The sequence below is a fragment of the Streptomyces sp. B5E4 genome, from assembly GCF_039871555.1.
Lineage (GTDB): Bacteria > Actinomycetota > Actinomycetes > Streptomycetales > Streptomycetaceae > Streptomyces.
Genome location: NZ_JBDPMI010000005.1, coordinates 176,602 through 193,809 on the forward strand (window position 1 = coordinate 176,602; position 17,208 = coordinate 193,809).

General features: G+C 72.7%; 15 protein-coding genes. 13 read left to right on the forward strand and 2 right to left on the reverse strand.

What is annotated here, in order from left to right; translation table 11 throughout:
* Window positions 1-24: 24 nt before the first annotated feature.
* The 10 genes from murD to ABGA99_RS09605 all read left to right on the forward strand — a co-directional run bounded on the left by murD (window position 25) and on the right by ABGA99_RS09605 (window position 10,549).
* Window positions 25-1,461 (forward strand): UDP-N-acetylmuramoyl-L-alanine--D-glutamate ligase, encoded by a 1,437-nt coding sequence (murD, locus tag ABGA99_RS09560; RefSeq protein WP_347575465.1) that lies wholly within the window; start codon window positions 25-27, stop codon window positions 1,459-1,461.
* A gap of 220 nt (window positions 1,462-1,681) precedes the next feature.
* Window positions 1,682-3,088 (forward strand): putative lipid II flippase FtsW, encoded by a 1,407-nt coding sequence (gene ftsW, locus ABGA99_RS09565; protein ID WP_347575466.1) that lies wholly within the window; start codon window positions 1,682-1,684, stop codon window positions 3,086-3,088.
* Between the two features lie 43 nt (window positions 3,089-3,131).
* The gene (gene murG / locus ABGA99_RS09570) at window positions 3,132-4,226 is read left to right on the forward strand and encodes an undecaprenyldiphospho-muramoylpentapeptide beta-N-acetylglucosaminyltransferase (RefSeq protein WP_347575467.1); all 1,095 of its coding nucleotides are present in this window, start codon (window positions 3,132-3,134) and stop codon (window positions 4,224-4,226) included.
* Between the two features lie 40 nt (window positions 4,227-4,266).
* Window positions 4,267-5,091 (forward strand): FtsQ-type POTRA domain-containing protein, encoded by an 825-nt coding sequence (locus tag ABGA99_RS09575; protein ID WP_347575468.1) that lies wholly within the window; start codon window positions 4,267-4,269, stop codon window positions 5,089-5,091.
* A 240-nt stretch (window positions 5,092-5,331) separates the two neighbouring features.
* Complete coding sequence (ftsZ, locus tag ABGA99_RS09580) at window positions 5,332-6,546, forward strand: cell division protein FtsZ (protein WP_347575469.1); 1,215 nt, start codon at window positions 5,332-5,334, stop codon at window positions 6,544-6,546.
* A 30-nt stretch (window positions 6,547-6,576) separates the two neighbouring features.
* Window positions 6,577-7,314 (forward strand): peptidoglycan editing factor PgeF, encoded by a 738-nt coding sequence (pgeF, locus tag ABGA99_RS09585; protein ID WP_347575470.1) that lies wholly within the window; start codon window positions 6,577-6,579, stop codon window positions 7,312-7,314.
* Window positions 7,314-8,111: a YggS family pyridoxal phosphate-dependent enzyme gene (locus tag ABGA99_RS09590; protein WP_347575471.1), complete on the forward strand. Its 798-nt coding sequence runs from the start codon at window positions 7,314-7,316 to the stop codon at window positions 8,109-8,111. Before pgeF ends, ABGA99_RS09590 begins: the two co-directional genes overlap by 1 nt.
* Before the next feature lie 121 nt (window positions 8,112-8,232).
* Entirely contained in the window at window positions 8,233-8,871 is a 639-nt protein-coding gene (sepF, locus tag ABGA99_RS09595; protein WP_347575472.1) for a cell division protein SepF, read from the forward strand.
* Window positions 8,872-8,934: 63 nt separating this feature from the next.
* On the forward strand, window positions 8,935-9,222 hold the full coding sequence (locus ABGA99_RS09600; protein ID WP_018837714.1) for a YggT family protein: 288 nt from the start codon (window positions 8,935-8,937) through the stop codon (window positions 9,220-9,222).
* Window positions 9,223-9,286: 64 nt separating this feature from the next.
* A complete protein-coding gene (locus ABGA99_RS09605) occupies window positions 9,287-10,549 on the forward strand; it encodes a DivIVA domain-containing protein (RefSeq protein WP_347575473.1) in 1,263 nt (420 codons plus the stop codon).
* A gap of 303 nt (window positions 10,550-10,852) precedes the next feature.
* Here the strand turns inward: ABGA99_RS09605 and ileS are convergent, their stop codons facing one another.
* Window positions 10,853-14,023: an isoleucine--tRNA ligase gene (gene ileS / locus ABGA99_RS09610; RefSeq protein WP_347575474.1), complete on the reverse strand. Its 3,171-nt coding sequence runs from the start codon at window positions 14,021-14,023 to the stop codon at window positions 10,853-10,855.
* 424 nt (window positions 14,024-14,447) lie between these two features.
* Window positions 14,448-14,921, reverse strand: coding sequence for a hypothetical protein (locus tag ABGA99_RS09615; protein ID WP_347575475.1), 474 nt, complete (start codon window positions 14,919-14,921; stop codon window positions 14,448-14,450).
* Between the two features lie 49 nt (window positions 14,922-14,970).
* Here ABGA99_RS09615 and ABGA99_RS09620 point away from each other — a divergent pair, with 49 nt between their 5' ends.
* The 3 genes from ABGA99_RS09620 to ABGA99_RS09630 all read left to right on the forward strand — a co-directional run bounded on the left by ABGA99_RS09620 (window position 14,971) and on the right by ABGA99_RS09630 (window position 17,199).
* On the forward strand, window positions 14,971-15,441 hold the full coding sequence (locus ABGA99_RS09620) for a TraR/DksA family transcriptional regulator (protein ID WP_347575476.1): 471 nt from the start codon (window positions 14,971-14,973) through the stop codon (window positions 15,439-15,441).
* A gap of 112 nt (window positions 15,442-15,553) precedes the next feature.
* A complete protein-coding gene (gene lspA / locus ABGA99_RS09625) occupies window positions 15,554-16,222 on the forward strand; it encodes a signal peptidase II (RefSeq protein ID WP_347575477.1) in 669 nt (222 codons plus the stop codon).
* A 35-nt stretch (window positions 16,223-16,257) separates the two neighbouring features.
* On the forward strand, window positions 16,258-17,199 hold the full coding sequence (locus ABGA99_RS09630; RefSeq protein ID WP_347575478.1) for an RluA family pseudouridine synthase: 942 nt from the start codon (window positions 16,258-16,260) through the stop codon (window positions 17,197-17,199).
* The last annotated feature ends 9 nt before the right edge of the window (window positions 17,200-17,208 follow it).

Genomic DNA, 17,208 nt, shown 5'->3' on the forward strand with positions numbered 1-17,208 from the left:
CCGGGGCCCGGACGGGGAGCCGGTATGAGCGAGTTCGGCGGCAGGCACGTGACCGTCGCGGGGCTCGGGGTCAGCGGCGGCCCCGCCGCCCGCGCGCTGCACCGGCTCGGCGCGGAGGTCACCGTCGTCGACGGCGCGGACCACGACCGGGCCCGGGCGCAGGCCGCGGAGCTGGCGCCGCTGGGCGTGACCGTACGCCTCGGCGACGGCGACACCCTGCCCGAGGGCACGGACCTGGTCGTCACCACGCCCGGATGGAAGCCCTCCGCCCCGCTGTTCGCCGCCGCAGCAGCGGCCGGGGTGCCGGTCTGGGGCGACGTGGAGCTGGCCTGGCGGCTGCGCGGTACGTCGCCGACGGGCCGGCCGCCCGCCGAGTGGCTGGCGATCACCGGCACCAACGGCAAGACCACCGCCGTGAAGATGCTCGCCGCCATGCTCGACGCCGCCGGGCTGCGCACCGCTGCCGTCGGCAACATCGGCGTCCCGCTCGTCGACGTCGTCACCGGCCACGGCCCGTACGCGGACCTCGACGTGCTCGCCGTCGAGCTGTCCAGCTACCAGCTCCACTGGGCGCCGTCCGTACGCGCCCACTCCGCCGCCGTCCTCAACCTCGCGCCCGACCACCTCGACTGGCACGGCTCCATGGAGGCGTACGCCGCCGACAAGGGCCGTATCTACGAGGGCAACAGGGTGGCGTGCGTCTACAACGCCGCCGACCCGGCCACCGAGGACCTGGTGCGCAAGGCCGACGTCGAGGAGGGCTGCCGGGCGGTCGGGTTCACCCTCGGCGCGCCCGCCCCCGGGCAGCTCGGCGTGGTGGACGGGCTGCTGGTGGACCGGGCGTTCGTGCCGGACCCGCAGCGCACCGCGCAGGAGCTGGCCGCCGTCGCCGACGTCCAGCCGCCCGCCCCGCACAACGTCGCCAACGCCCTTGCCGCCGCGGCCCTCGCGCGCGCGTACGGCGTGGCGCCCGCGGCCGTCCGCGAGGGGCTGCGCGCCTTCCGGCCCGAGCCGCACCGCATCGAACGCGTCGCCGAGGTCGGCGGCGTGACGTACGTGGACGACTCCAAGGCCACCAACACCCACGCCACCGAAGCCTCGCTGGCCGCGTACGACGGCATCGTCTGGATCGCCGGCGGGCTGGCCAAGGGCGCCGCCTTCGACGACCTCGTCGCGGGCGCGGCGAAGCGGCTGCGCGGCGCCGTGCTGCTGGGCCGGGACCGGGCGCTGATCGCCGGGGCGCTGGCGCGGCACGCGCCGGACGTGCCGGTGGTGGACGTCGACCGGACGGACTCCGGCGCGATGGCGGCGGCCGTCGCCGAGGCGGCGCGGCTGGCCCGCGAGGGCGACACCGTGCTGCTGGCGCCGGCCTGCGCGTCCATGGACATGTTCACGAACTACAACGTGCGCGGCGAGGTCTTCGCCGCCGCGGTGCACGAACTCGCCGGCGGCGGGGCCTAGGGAACCCCGAGGCCGCAGCGGGCGTGCACACCGGGCCCCACCACCGCGCGCTGCGCACGCGGGCCGTATCCCGGCCGCGGGCGGGAGATCGGCGACGGGCCCGGGACCCCCGGCGGCCCGAAGTGAACCGCGCACCGTCGCGTCGTGCCCACGGGCGGGGCGCCGGCGTGGCAACCTCGTTGCCCATGGGCGGATTGCGGTGCCAGCGAGGAGACGGCGGATGAGCAGAGCGGACGAGGAGCGGCGCGCACGGCGGCCGGCCGCCGCGCGCGGCGCGGCGCCGAAGTCCCCGCCGCGGCCCGCGCGCGCCGCGGCGCGTTCCGTCCCCGCGGCCCGTCCCGCCCGCCGTGGGGGCGCGGGGCCCGCTGGGCTGCGCCGGTTCACGCGCCGCGTGCGCCGGGCCTGGGACCGGCCGCTCACCGCGTACTACCTGCTGCTCGGGGGCAGTCTGCTGATCACCGTGCTGGGCCTGGTGATGGTCTTCTCCGCCTCCCAGATCGAAGCGCTCAACAGCGGCCTGGCGTCCACGTACTACTTCCGCAAGCAACTCGTCGCCGCCGCTCTCGGGACCCTCCTGCTGCTCCTCGCGGCCCGGATGCCGATCCGGCTGCACCGCGCGCTGGCGTACCCGATACTGGCGATCTCGCTGTTCCTCATGGCCCTGGTGCAGGTGCCGGGGATAGGGCAGTCGGTCAACGGCAACACCAACTGGCTGAACTTCGGCGGCCCTTTCCAGCTCCAGCCCAGCGAGTTCGGGAAGCTGGCGCTGGTGATGTGGGGCGCCGACCTGCTGGCGCGTAAACAGGACAAGAAGCTGCTCACCCAGTGGAAGCACATGCTGGTGCCGCTGGTGCCCGTCGCGCTGCTGCTGCTCGGCCTCATCATGCTCGGGGGCGACATGGGCACCGCGATGATCCTGGGCGCGATCCTGCTCGGCCTGCTGTGGGTGGCGGGCGCCCCGACCCGGCTGTTCGCCACCGTCATCGCGGTCGGCGCGACGCTGACGGTCGTGCTGTTCACCTCCAGCCCGCACCGCATGGACCGGCTGCGCTGCATCGGCGCCACCGAGCCGGGCCCCGCAGACGTCTGCTGGCAGGGCCTGCACGGCATCTACGCGCTGGCCTCCGGCGGCTGGTTCGGCTCGGGGCTCGGCGCGAGTATGGAAAAATGGGGCGAACTCCCGGAACCGCACACCGACTTCATCTTCGCCGTGACCGGGGAGGAACTCGGCCTGGCGGGGACGCTGTCGGTGCTGGCACTCTTCGCGGCTCTAGGCTATGCGGGTATCCGCGTGGCCGGACGTACGGAGGACGCCTTCGTAAGGTATGCCGCGGGGGGCGTGACCGCCTGGATCATGGCGCAGGTCGTGATCAACATCGGTGCGGTCCTGGGACTGCTGCCCATCGCCGGCGTCCCGCTCCCGCTGTTCTCCTACGGAGGCTCCGCCCTGCTGCCGGCGATGTTCGCCGTGGGGTTGCTGATCGCGTTCGCGCGCGAGGAACCCGCGGCGCGGGCGGCGCTGGCCATGCGGCCCGCGGGGGTGCTGCAGTCTGCTAGAAGAGTGCTCGCCGGAAAAAGGCCGGAGAGCACGGCTGGAACGGCCAGAAGAGCCAGGAAACCAAGGTGACGGACCGCCGGCGGGCGGCCGTCGCGGAGAGCGGTGAAATTCGGTGCATGTCGTACTCGCCGGTGGGGGGACCGCCGGCCACATCGAGCCCGCGCTCGCCCTCGCCGACGCCCTGCGCAGGCGGGACCCGACGGTGGGCATCACGGCGCTCGGTACCGAGCGCGGGCTCGAGACCAGGCTGGTCCCGGAGCGCGGCTACGAACTGGCGCTGATCCCCGCGGTCCCCCTGCCGCGCAAGCCCACGCCGGAGCTGATCACCGTCCCCGGACGGCTGCGCGGAACCATCAGGGCCGCCGAGGAGGTGCTGGAGCGCACGAAGGCCGACTGCGTCGTCGGCTTCGGCGGCTACGTCGCCCTGCCCGGCTATCTGGCGGCCAAGCGCCGCGGAGTGCCGATCGTGGTCCACGAGGCCAACGCCCGCCCCGGGCTTGCCAACAAGATCGGCTCGCGCTACACGAAGTTCGTCGCCGTCTCCACGCCCGACAGCAAGCTGCGGCACGCGAACTACATCGGCATCCCGCTGCGCCGCTCCATCGCCACCCTGGACCGCGGCGCGGTGCGCGCCGAGGCGTGCGCCGCGTTCGGGCTCAACCCCAACCTGCCGACGCTGCTGGTCTCCGGCGGCTCGCAGGGCGCCCGGCGGCTGAACGAGGTCGTCGAGTCGGTGGCGCCGTACCTGCAGCGCTCCGGTGTGCAGATCCTGCACGTCGTCGGACCCAAGAACGAACTGCCGCAGGTCGACAATATGCCCGGCATGCCGCCGTACGTCCCCGTGCCCTACGTGGACCGGATGGATCTCGCCTACGCCGCCGCCGACATGATGCTCTGCCGCGCCGGCGCGATGACGGTCGCCGAACTGTCCGCGGTCGGGCTCCCGGCCGCGTACGTCCCGCTGCCCATCGGCAACGGCGAGCAGCGGCTCAACGCGCAGCCGGTGGTCAAGGCCGGCGGCGGACTCCTCGTCGACGACGCGGAGCTGACGGCGGATTGGGTGCGCCAGGAGGTCCTGCCGGTGCTCACCAACCGCCAGCGGCTGCACGAGATGTCCTGGGCCGCCGCGGAGTTCGGCCGGAGGGATGCCGACGAACTCCTCGTCGGCATGGTGTACCAGGCTGTGGACGGCCGGCGGGGATCATAGGGCGCGGCGATCTCACCACACCAGTCAAGGGGGTACGGGGATGGCCGGAGCGGTCCGTGAGAAGGCGGCGGCCGGCCGCGGGGAGCGCGGCGGCGGTGCCGGGCCCGGCAGCCCGCCCGCCGCCCGGCGGCCGGCCGGCCGCCGGGGCCGGTGGCTGCGGCTGCCGAGCCGCCGCGTGCTGATCGCCGTGCTCCTCGCGGTGGTCGTGCTCGGCGGGTTCTCCGCCTGGGCCCTGTACGGCTCGAACTGGCTGCGGGTGGAGCGGGTGACGGTCTCCGGCACGGACGTGCTGAGCGCCGACGAGGTGCTGGACGCCGCCCGGATCTCCGAGGACGTGCCGATGGTCACCGTCGACACGGGCGCGGTCGAGGCGCGGCTGGCGGCGGAGTTGCCGCGTATCGGCGCCGTGGACGTCGACCGCGTCTGGCCGCACCGGATCACGGTGAAGGTCACCGAGCGGCAGCCCGCGGTGCTGCTGCGCAAGGGGGAGTCCTTCGTGGAAGTCGACGACGAGGGTGTGCGGTTCGCCACGGTGCGTACGCCGCCCGAGAAGGTGCCGATAGTGGAGATGCAGGTGGCGGACTCACCGAGCCTGGACCGCTTCGGCCGGCAGCGGCTGCGCGAGAGCGCGGTAGGGGTCGCGGGCGCGCTCTCCCAGAGCGTGCGCCGTGACACCCGTACTATCCTTGTGCGTTCATATGACTCCGTCACGCTCGAGCTGTCCGGAGGACGGACCGTGCTCTGGGGCAGCGCGGAGCGCGGCGAGGCGAAGTCGAAGGCGCTTGCGGCGGTCATGAAAGCGGAGCGCGATGCGCGGTACTTCGACGTCAGCGTTCCCAGCGCCCCGGCGGCATCGTCGAGTTGACGCACGAATGCGCAGTTCAGACCCCCGTGAGGGGCCGCAACGCCTGATCACATAGGGTGAAAAGAAAAACGGGAGGTTCGGCGTGTTCATTGAACGCGGAAGCCTTGTCGACTTAGTGTCTCGTTCCAAGAGTCCAGGTACGGGATGCTGCGGTAACCCTAAACTTCACGCTTAGGGTTCGACCGGCGTTCGGGGACCCCCACAAACGGCAGACGTAACTCGAGGCGAGAGGCCTTCGACGTGGCAGCACCACAGAACTACCTCGCGGTCATCAAGGTCGTCGGTATCGGCGGCGGTGGCGTCAACGCCATCAACAGGATGATCGAGGTCGGTCTCAAGGGCGTCGAGTTCATCGCGATCAACACCGACGCGCAGGCACTGCTGATGAGCGACGCGGACGTCAAGCTCGACGTCGGTCGCGAGCTGACCCGCGGGCTCGGCGCTGGCGCCAACCCGGACGTCGGCCGCAAGGCCGCCGAGGACCACCGGGAGGAGATCGAGGAGGTGCTCAAGGGCGCCGACATGGTCTTCGTCACCGCCGGCGAGGGCGGCGGAACCGGCACCGGGGGTGCGCCCGTCGTGGCGAACATCGCCCGCTCGCTGGGCGCGCTCACCATCGGCGTCGTGACCCGCCCGTTCACCTTCGAGGGCCGGCGCCGCGCGAACCAGGCCGAGGACGGCATCGCCGCGCTGCGCGACGAGGTCGACACCCTCATCGTGATCCCCAACGACCGGCTGCTGTCGATCTCCGACCGCCAGGTCAGCGTCCTCGACGCCTTCCGCTCCGCGGACCAGGTGCTGCTCTCCGGTGTCCAGGGCATCACCGACCTCATCACCACCCCGGGCCTGATCAACCTGGACTTCGCGGACGTCAAGTCCGTGATGTCGGAGGCCGGTTCCGCGCTCATGGGCATCGGCTCGGCACGCGGCGACGACCGCGCGGTGGCGGCGGCCGAGATGGCGATCTCCTCGCCGCTGCTGGAGGCGTCCATCGACGGCGCCCGCGGCGTGCTGCTGTCCATCTCCGGCGGTTCGGACCTCGGCCTCTTCGAGATCAACGAGGCGGCCCAGCTCGTCAGCGAGGCGGCCCACCCGGAGGCGAACATCATCTTCGGCGCCGTGATCGACGACGCCCTCGGCGACGAGGTGCGCGTCACGGTCATCGCCGCCGGCTTCGACGGCGGCCAACTGCCGTCGAAGAACCGGGACAAGGTCCTCGGCTCCTACGGCGGACGCGACGAGTCCCCGGCCGAGTCGGCCGCGGACACCGGGCCCGGGCGGTCCACGGAGCCGGAGCGCCCCGCGTTCAGCGGCCTGGGCTCCCTGTCCGGCGACGGCACCGAGGACAGCGCCCCGGCGCCGCTGCCGCCCCCCGCCACGCCGCAGGTGCCGGCGGCCCGGCCGTACCAGGACAGCGAGGCCGAGGAACTGGACGTGCCGGACTTCCTGAAGTGACCGGCGGGTTGATCACGTAACGTACGACCCGTGATAGGGCAGACATACACGACAGGCGGCGCTCACTTCGCCTTCACCGACCGGTGGGGCGGCGTGAGCGCCGCTCCGTACGCGGAGCTGAACCTCGGCGGCGCCGTCGGCGCCGATGACCCCGCGGCGGTCGCGGCCAACCGCGAGCGCGCCGCCCGCGCGCTCGGGGTGGAGCCCGCGCGGGTCGTGTGGATGCACCAGGTGCACGGGCGCGACGTCGCCGTCGTCGACGGGCCCTGGGGCGACGCGCCCCCGCCCGCCGTGGACGCCGTCGTCACCCGCGCCCGGGGCGTGCCGCTCGCCGCCCGCGGCGCCGACTGCGTACCCCTGCTCCTCGCCGACCCCGGCGCGGGGGTGGCGGGTGCCGCGCACGCCGGGCGGCCCGGCATGGTCGCCGGGGTGGCGCAGGCCGCGGTCGAGGCGATGGCAGGGCTGGGCGCCGAGCCCTCGCGGATCGTCGCGCACCTCGGGCCGGCCGTCTGCGGCCGCTGCTACGAGGTCCCCGAGGCGCTGCGCGAGGAGGCCGCGGGGCAGGTGCCGGCGGCGCGGGCGACGACGAGTTGGGGGACGCCGGCACTGGACATCCGTGCGGGTGTGGTCGCGCAATTGGAGGCGCTGGGTGTGGGAATGATCACAGTGTCGGACGTGTGCACGCTGGAGTCCGGGGACCACTTCTCGTACCGGCGCGAGGGTGCCACGGGCAGGCACGCGGGATACGTCTGGCTGGACGGGGAATGATGGCCGACTTCACGGGGGACGGCGCGGTGCAGGAGACGGAGGACCGGGAGCGCCGGGACGAGTTGGCGGCGAACCTGGCGGCCGTGGAGGAACGTATCGCCGGCGCGTGCGCCGCGGCGGGCCGCAAGCGCGAGGAGGTCACGCTCGTCGTCGTGACCAAGACCTATCCGGCGAGCGACGTGCTGCTGCTGGCGGACCTGGGCGTGCGGCACGTGGCCGAGAACCGCGACCAGGAGGCCGCGGGCAAGGCCGCGTGGTGTGCGAAGCGGGGCGCGGACGCGCCGCTCACATGGCACTTCGTCGGCCAGCTGCAGACCAACAAGGCCCGCTCCGTGGCCCGCTACGCGGACTACGTGCACTCCCTCGACCGCCCCCGGCTGGTCACGGCGCTCGCCGCCGCGGCGCAGCGCGAGGGCCGCGAGCTGGGCTGTCTGCTCCAGGTGGCGCTCGACAAGGACGAGGCGTCCGGCGAGGATTCCGGCAGCGGTGCGACGGGGGACCGCGGCGGCGTCGCCCCCGGTGACGTACCGGCGCTCGCGGAGGCGGTGGCGGGGGCCCAAGGGCTGCGGCTGTGCGGCCTGATGACGGTCGCGCCCCTGGCCGGGGCATACGCGGGGCGGCAAGGGGCGGCGTTCGGGAGGCTGATGGAAATCTCATCCCGCCTGCGCGTCTCGCATCCGGCTGCAACGATGGTCTCGGCAGGGATGAGCGGTGACCTCGAGGAGGCAATTGCCGCAGGAGCGACACACGTACGCGTCGGCACCGCGGTACTCGGAGTCCGGCCTCAGCTCCGGTAACGTCGCCAAGCGAGTCGGACGACAGTAGAAAATAAGCTTCATTCCCGGTCAATTCAGGCAGGGCAGCGTGGATCACGTCACTGGCGAAGGTCGATCCACCGCAGAGCGGAGGGCGTAGAGCATGGCCGGCGCAATGCGCAAGATGGCGGTCTACCTCGGCCTCGTGGAGGACGATGGGTACGACGGTCCGGGGTACGACCCCGACGACGAGTTCGAGCCGGAGCCCGAGCCCGAGCGGCGCCACCGCCACCAGGCCCCGCAGCAGCCGCAGCAGGAGGAGCCGCCCCGGGCGATCGCTTCGCCGCCGGCGCAGCGGGAGCGGCCGCCCATGGACCGGGAGCCCGCGGGGCGTTCACCCGGACTGCTGCCCGAATCGGGGCGTTCGGGGCGAATCGCTCCCGTGTCTTCCATCACACCTGACCGTCCCAGCCTGGAGAAGAGTGCGCCGGTGATCATGCCCAAGGTCGTGTCCGAACGGGAGCCTTACCGGATCACGACGCTCCACCCGCGTACGTACAACGAGGCACGTACCATCGGGGAACACTTCCGCGAGGGCACGCCTGTGATCATGAACTTGACCGAGATGGACGATACGGACGCGAAGCGACTTGTCGACTTTGCGGCTGGACTCGTCTTCGGCCTGCACGGCAGCATCGAGCGCGTGACCCAGAAGGTGTTCCTGTTGTCGCCTGCTAACGTCGACGTAACAGCGGAGGACAAGGCCCGCATCGCAGAGGGCGGGTTCTTCAACCAAAGCTGAGCCAAGCAACACTGTGCGAGCGGCCATGGGGCCGGAACGCGAAGGGGAGAGGACCACAGCGAGATGGACGTCGCGCTTCAAGTGATCTACATCGCGCTGTTCGTTTTCCTGATCGTGCTGATCTTCCGGTTGATCATGGACTACGTGTTCATGTTCGCCCGCTCCTGGGAGCCGGGCAAAGCCATGGTGGTGTTGCTTGAGGGCGCCTACACGGTCACGGATCCACCACTCAAGCTCCTGCGGCGGTTCATTCCGCCACTGCGTCTAGGGGGCGTGGCGCTGGACCTGTCCTTCTTCGTCCTGATGATCATCGTCTACATCCTGCTCACCGTGGTGGGCGGAGCGAGGTGATGGTGAAGCGGGACGAAGAGTGTCGATATGCCGATGTCGCCGATGACTACGTTGAGGTGAAGAAATGCCGCTGACCCCCGAGGACGTGCGGAACAAGCAGTTCACGACCGTCCGACTCCGAGAGGGCTACGACGAGGACGAAGTCGACGCGTTCCTCGACGAGGTCGAGGCCGAACTGACCCGGCTGCTCCGCGAGAACGAGGACCTGCGGGCCAAGCTGGCCGCAGCGACCCGGGCCGCGGCGCAGAACCAGGGGATGCGCAAGGGGCCCGAGCCCCAGGACCGTCCCGGTCCCCCCGGACACGGCGGGCCGGTGCCCGCCGCCATATCGGGCCCGCAGCCGGTGCCGCCGCAGCAGATGGGCCCGCCGCAGGGCGGCCCGCCTCAGCTTCCTTCCGGCGCACCCCAGCTGCCCGCAGGTCCCGGTGGCATGGGCCCGGGTGGGCCCGGTGGTCCCGGCGGTCCTCCCGGTCACGGTCCGCACGGCCCCGGCCCGATGGGTCCCGGCGGCCCGGGCGGGCCCGGTGGCCACGGTGGTCCCGGTGGCCATGGCGGTCCCGGTGGTCCCGTGCACGCCCCGCACGGCGGCCCGCCCCAGCAGCATGTGCAGCAGCACGCCGGCCCGCCCCAGCAGCACGTGCAGCAGCACGCCGGCCCGCAGCAGGGCGGCCCCGTCGGCGGTGACAGCGCCGCCCGGGTGCTCTCGCTGGCCCAGCAGACCGCCGACCAGGCGATCGCCGAGGCCCGTGCCGAGGCCAACAAGATCGTCGGCGAGGCCCGCAGCCGCGCCGAGGGTCTGGAGCGTGACGCGCGTGCCAAGGCCGACGCCCTGGAGCGGGACGCGCAGGAGAAGCACCGCGTGGCGATGGGCTCCCTGGAGTCCGCGCGCGCCACGCTGGAGCGCAAGGTCGAGGACCTGCGCGGCTTCGAGCGCGAGTACCGCACCCGGCTGAAGTCGTACCTGGAGTCCCAGCTGCGCCAGTTGGAGAACCAGGCGGACGACTCCCTCGCCCCGCCCCGTACGCCCGCGGCGGCCTCGCTGCCCGCGGCGGCGGCGCCCGCGCCGACGCCCTCCATGGCTCCGGCCGGTGCCGGTGCCATGAGCGGCCCCCCGAGCATGGGTGGCGGCACGATGGGCGGTTCGATGGGCGGCCAGCAGGGCATGCCGACCCGGCAGGCGCCGGCCGGCGGCCCGTCGTACGGCAGCCAGCAGCAGATGTCCCCGGCCATGACGCAGCCCATGGCGCCGGTGCGCCCCCAGGGCGGTCCGATGCAGCAGCCGCCGTCGCCGATGCGCGGCTTCCTCATCGACGAGGACGACAACTGAGCACGGCCTGACGGCCGTCGGCATATCGCAAGGGCCGGGTCCCGCGGAACGCTCGCCGCGGGGCCCGGCCCTTTGCACGCCCGCTTACGGGACCGGGTGCCCGGCGGCGGCGGACCGGGGTGACGGGAGCCGGCCGGGACCGCCGACGAGACGGCGCCCCCCCCCCCGGGCCCCCCGGGGCGGGGGGCCGGCGGGGCGGGCCCCGGGCGGGGCGACCCGCCGTACGCGCGGCGTTTTGACGAACCATACGGCCCCCCGCCCCCGGGCCCCCGGGGGGGGGGGCCCCGGCGGTGCGGTCCCGGGTCAGGCCCGTACGAGCCGGAAGGTCAGGGACAGCGGCTCGTCCGTGAACGGCTCGCCGTAGCCCGCGGCGTCGGCCGCCTCGCCCGCGGCGAAGTCCGTCGCGAGGACCTCCTCCGCGATCAGCCCGGCGTGGTCGGTGAGCGCCTGGCGCACCTCGGGGTCGGTCGTCGACCAGCGCAGCCGGATCCGGTCCGCGACGTCCAGGCCGGAGTTCTTCCGCGCCTCCTGGACCAGCCGGATCACGTCGCGGGCCAGGCCCGCGCGGCGCAGCTCGGGAGTGATCTCCAGATCCAGCGCCACCGTCGCGCCCGCGTCGGAGGCCACCGACCAGCCCTCCCTCGGGGTCTCCGTGATGATGACCTCCTCCGGGGAGAGCGTCACCGTCTCGCCGTCGACCACCACCGTCGCGCTGCCGCCGTCGCGCAGCGCGGCCGACAGCACCGCCGCGTCCGCCGCCGCGACGGCCTTGGCCACGTCCTGCACCCGCTTGCCGAACCGCTTGCCCAGCGCACGGAAGTTGGCCTTCGCCGTGGTGTCCACCAGCGAGCCGCCGGCCGCGCCGCCGGTGGCCTCGGACAGGGTGGCGAGGGCGGTGACGTTCAGCTCCTCGGTGATCTGCGCGTGCAGTTCCTCCGGCAGCGTCGCGAAGCCCGCGGCGGCCACCAGCGCCCGCGACAGCGGCTGGCGGGTCTTCACCCCGGACTCCGCCCGCGAGGCCCGCCCCAGCTCCACCAGGCGCCGGACGAGCTGCATCTGCCGCGACAGCTCCGGGTCGAACGCCGTGGGCCCCGAGCCGGCCGGCTCCGGCCACGTCGCCAGGTGCACCGAGGCGGGGGCGTCCGGCACGACGGGCACCACCAGGTCCTGCCAGACCCGCTCGGTGATGAACGGCACCACCGGGGCCAGCAGTCGCGTCACCGTCTCCAGTACGTCGTGGAGCGTGCGCAGCGCCGCCGGGTCGCCCTGCCAGAAGCGCCGCCGGGAGCGGCGCACGTACCAGTTGGACAGGTCGTCGACGAAGGCGGACAGCAGCTTGCCGGCGCGCTGGGTGTCGTAGCCGTCGAGGGCCTCGGTCACCCGGGTCGTCAGCGCGTCCAGCTCGCCGAGCAGCCAGCGGTCCAGCAGCGGCCGGTCCGCGGGCGCCGGGTCGGCGGCCGAGGGCGCCCAGCCGGCGGTGCGGGCGTACAGCGCCTGGAAGGACACCGTGTTCCAGTACGTCAGCAGGGTCTTGCGCACGACCTCCTGGATCGTGCCGTGGCCCACCCGGCGGGCCGCCCAGGGCGAGCCGCCGGCGGCCATGAACCACCGCACGGCGTCGGCGCCGTGCCGGTCCATCAGCGGGATGGGCTCCAGGATGTTGCCCAGGTGCTTGGACATCTTGCGGCCGTCCTCGGCGAGGATGTGGCCGAGGCAGACCACGTTCTCGTACGAGGACTTGTCGAAGACGAGCGTGCCGATGGCCATCAGCGTGTAGAACCAGCCGCGGGTCTGGTCGATGGCCTCGCAGATGAACTGCGCGGGGTAGCGGGTCTCGAAGACGTCCTTGTTCTTGTACGGGTAGCCCCACTGCGCGAAGGGCATCGAGCCGGAGTCGTACCAGGCGTCGATGACCTCGGGCACCCGCTCCGCGCGCAGCGTGCAGCCGTCGGCGGGGCAGGCGAAGGTGATCTCGTCGATGTACGGGCGGTGGGGGTCCAGGGACGACTGGTCGGTGCCGGTCAGTTCGGTCAGTTCGGCCAGCGAGCCGACGCAGGTGAGGTGGTCCTCGGCGCAGCGCCAGACGGGCAGCGGGGTGCCCCAGTAACGGTTGCGGGACAGGGCCCAGTCGACGTTGTTGTCGAGCCAGTCGCCGTAGCGGCCGTGCTTGACGGAGTCCGGGTGCCAGTTCGTCCGCTCGTTCTCGCGCAGCAGGGCGTCCTTGACGCGGGTGGTGCGGATGTACCAGGAGGGCTGCGGGTAGTAGAGCAGCGGTGTGTGGCAGCGCCAGCAGTGCGGGTAGCTGTGCTCGTACGGCTCGTGGCGGAAGAGCAGGCCGCGTGCGTCCAGGTCGGCGACGAGCGTTTCGTCGGCCTTCTTGAAGAACTGGCCGCCGACGAGCGGCAGATCCGCGCCGAAGGTGCCGTCGGCGCGTACGGGCACGACGACCTCGATGCCGTACTGCCGGGAGACCTTGAAGTCGTCCTCGCCGAACGGGGCCTGGTGGACCAGGCCGGTGCCGTCCTCGGTGGTGACGTAGTCGGCGTTGACGACATAGTGGGCGTCCTGGAGATCCACCAGGTCGAAGGGCGGCCGGTACGTCCAGCGCTCCATCTCGGCGCCGGTGAACGACTGCCCGGTGGTTTCCCAGCCCTCGCCCAGCGCCTTGCCGACGAGCTGTTCGGCGACGACGACCTTCTCGTTGCCGTCGGTGGCGACGACGTACCTGACCTCGGGGTGGGCGGCGACCGCGAAGTTGGCGGTGAGCGAGAACGGGGTGGTGGTCCAGATGACCAGCGCCGCCTCGCCGGCCAGCGGTCCCGAGGTGAGGGGGAAGCGGACGTAGACCGAGGGGTCGACGACGGTCTCGTACCCCTGCGCCAGCTCGTGGTCGGACAGGCCGGTGCCGCAGCGCGGGCACCAGGGGGAGACCCGGTAGTCCTGGACGAGCAGGCCCTTGTCGAAGATCTGCTTCAGGGACCACCAGACGGACTCCACGTACTCGGAGTTCATCGTCCAGTACGCATCGTCCAAGTCGACCCAATAGCCCATCCGCTCGGTCAGCCCGGCGAAGGCGTCCGTGTGCCGCTGGACCGAGGCGCGGCACTTGTCGTTGAACGCGGCGATGCCGTACGCCTCGATGTCCTGCTTGCCGTTGAAGCCGAGCTCCTTCTCCACGGCCAGCTCCACCGGCAGCCCGTGGCAGTCCCAGCCGGCCTTGCGCGCCACGTGGTAGCCGCGCATGGTGCGAAAGCGGGGGAAGACGTCCTTGAAGACGCGGGCTTCGATGTGGTGCGCGCCGGGCATGCCGTTGGCGGTGGGCGGGCCCTCGTAGAAGACCCACTCGGGCCGGCCCTCGGACTTCTCCAGGGAGCGGGCGAAGACCTTCTGCTCGCGCCAGAAGTCGAGCACGGCGTGTTCGAGGGCGGGCAGGTCTACCTGGGCGGGTACCGGGCGGTACAGGGGCATGGTCATCGGGGAACTCTTCCTCCGGCTGGCGTGCTGACGGCCGAACCGGAGGGACGAGAGCCGGGGCTCCCGCGGTACCACCCTCCTTGGCGGCGGAGCGCGCGTCGCGCGCCCACCGCCCCCTCATTGGGGCAGCGCTGCCGGTTCTACTCGCCCGGGGGCTTTCCTCCGGCGGCTCCGGGGTGATCTTCGCTCCGCGCACGCCGCCCGGGCTCGCACCGTCCCCGGGTCGCTCCTCGGCTGCGTACGGAGCTACTCGTCCCCATCCACGCCTTCGCTGCCGACAGTGTACGGCCCCGGGGTACGCGCCGCCGACCGGGTTTCCGCGGCGGGGGCGCTGGGCCGTTCGGCCCAGTGCGGCAAAACCGCACGTGCGAGCGGAAGCCCGGGATTACCCCGCGCGGGGCTGGGCACAACGTTTTGAGACCGGTCAGCCATGGCGTGCCCTGTTGCCGCGGACCCAGTGTCGATTTATCGTTCCGGCACCGTTCGCGAACAAGATCACAATATGTGAAGGGGTCCCGGCCATGGTTGCGAAGAAGACCGCGCCGGCGGCGAAGAAGTCCACAGCGAAGAAGACCACGGCGAAGAAGGCGGCAAAGAAGGCGCCGGCGCAGAAGGCCGCCGCGGGCCGGGCCACGGCCGCGGGAGAGCGGGCGGCGAAGAAGCAGGCCGCGAAGACGGTCACGAAGAAGGTCACGAAGAAGGCCACGACGAAGACGGCGGGGAAGAAGACGGCGGCGACCGCGGGGGCGGCCGGCGCGGCCGCCCCCGCGAAGAAGCCGCCGCCCGCGAAGAAGGCCGCGGCCGGAAAGGCGCCGGCCACAAGGACCGAGCCAGCGAGGAAAACCGCGGCACGGGCCGCCGCCCCGGCACGGAAGCCGGCGAAGAAGGCGGCGGCCAAGAAGACGTCCGCCAGGACGTCTCCTGGGAAGAAGACGGGAGCCAAGACGGTGGTCGCAAAGAAGACGCAGGTGGTGGAGGCCCCGGTCGCCGAGGCGGCGGGCGGGACGGCAGTCCCGGCCGAGCCGGGGGAACTGGCCGTGCGTCCGGGGGAGGACCCCTGGACTCCCGAGGAGATCGAGGAGGCCCGCCAGGGGCTGCTGGACGAGGTCGCGAGCCTGCGCTCGGAGATCCGCGCCTCCGAGGAGGCCGTCAGCGGGCTGATGCGCGACTCCGGGGGCGGCGCCGGGGACGACCAGGCCGACACGGGCACGAAGAACATCTCGCGCGAGCACGAGATGGCGCTCGCCGCGGGCGCCCGGGAGCGGCTGGTGCAGACCGAGCGGGCCCTCGTCCGGCTGGAGGACGGCACGTACGGACGCTGCGAGTCCTGCGGCAAGCCGATCGGCAAGGCGCGGATGCAGGCGTTCCCGCGGGCCACCCTGTGCGTGGAGTGCAAGCAGCGGCAGGAGCGCCGCTGAGGGACCTCCGGAGGCGCTGACGGGGCCGGTCGGCGGCGTTACGGGCTGTGGTGCGACGGGTCGTACGGGTGTGCCGTACGCTCGACCCCAGTCAGCGCACCGGAGGGCACACGTGACAGAGGCGGAGCGGATCAGCGGGGACGCCACGGAGCCCCGCGGGGAGGACGAGGGAGCCTCCGCGGCGGACGAGAAGGCCTTGGCCGACGCCGACACCGCCGACCCGGCCGGGAAGTCAGCCGCCGCGGACAAGGCCGGGGAGGCCGAGGACGGCGCATCGGAGGCGGCGGCCCGCGGGCCCCGCCGCATCGGCGTGCTCCTCGGCGTCGCCGCCCTCGTCTACGCCCTCGACCTGGTCACGAAGCTGATCGTCGTGGCCGAACTGGAGCCGGACAACCGCTCCGTCGAGGTCGTCGGCGATCTGCTGCGCTTCCAGGTCGTCCGCAACGCCGGCGCGGCGTTCGGCATCGGCGAGTCGATGACCGTCATCTTCACGCTGATCGCGGTCATCGTCATCGGCGTCATCGCCCGGCTGGCGCGTAAGCTCTACAGCCTGCCCTGGGCCATCGCGCTCGGCCTGCTGCTCGGCGGCCCGCTCGGCAACCTCACCGACCGCCTCTTCCGCTCCCCGGGCTTCTTCGAGGGCCACGTCGTGGACTTCATCGCCCCCGAGCACTTCGCGGTCTTCAACCTCGCCGACTCCGCGATCGTCTGCGGCGGCATCCTCATCGTGATCCTGTCCTTCCGCGGCCTCGACCCCGACGGCACGATCCACCGCGGCTGACCGGGACGGCCGTACGCGCCTGCGATACTTCCCGGGTGAGTACCGTTCCCGAGATCCGCACCCTGCCCGTACCCGACGGCCTCGAAGGCGAGCGGCTCGACGCCGCGCTCGCCCGGATGTTCGGGTTCTCCAGGACCAAGGCCGCCGAGCTGGCCGGCGCCGGCAAGGTCCTCGTCGACGGGCGGGAGGCCGGGAAGTCGGACCGGGTGACGGCGGGCGCCTGGCTGGAGGTCGAGATGCCGGCGCCGGCGGCGCCGGTGCGGATCGTCGCCGAGCCGGTGCCCGGGATGGCCGTCGTCTACGACGACGAGCACGTGGTGGTCGTGGACAAGCCCGTCGGCGTCGCCGCCCACCCCAGCCCCGGCTGGAGCGGCCCCACGGTCGTCGGCGGCCTGGCCGCCGCGGGGTACGCCATCTCCACCTCCGGCGCCGCCGAGCGGCAGGGCGTGGTGCACCGGCTGGACGTCGGCACCTCGGGGCTGATGGCGGTGGCCAAGTCGGAGCGCGCGTACACGCTGCTCAAGCAGCAGTTCCGGGAACGTACGGTCGACAAGCGTTACCACGCGCTGGTCCAGGGCCACCCCGATCCGCTCAGCGGCACCATCGACGCCCCCGTGGGCCGCCACCCCGTGCACGACTACAAGTGGGCCGTCGTCGCCGACGGCAAGCCCAGCGTCACGCACTACGACCTGGAGGAGGCGTTCCGCGCCGCCAGCCTCCTCGACATCAAGCTGGAGACCGGCCGCACCCATCAGATCCGCGTGCACATGTCCGCCCACCGCCACCCGTGCGTCGGCGACCTCACCTACGGCGCCGACCCCGTGTTCGCCAAGCGGCTCGGCCTGGAGCGGCAGTGGCTGCACGCCGTACGGCTGGGCTTCGAGCATCCCGAGGACGGCCGGTGGGTGGAGTTCGAGTCGGACTATCCGGAGGATCTGCGGCGGGCCCTGGACACCGTGCGCGCGGACAGCGCCTGACGGCCGCAC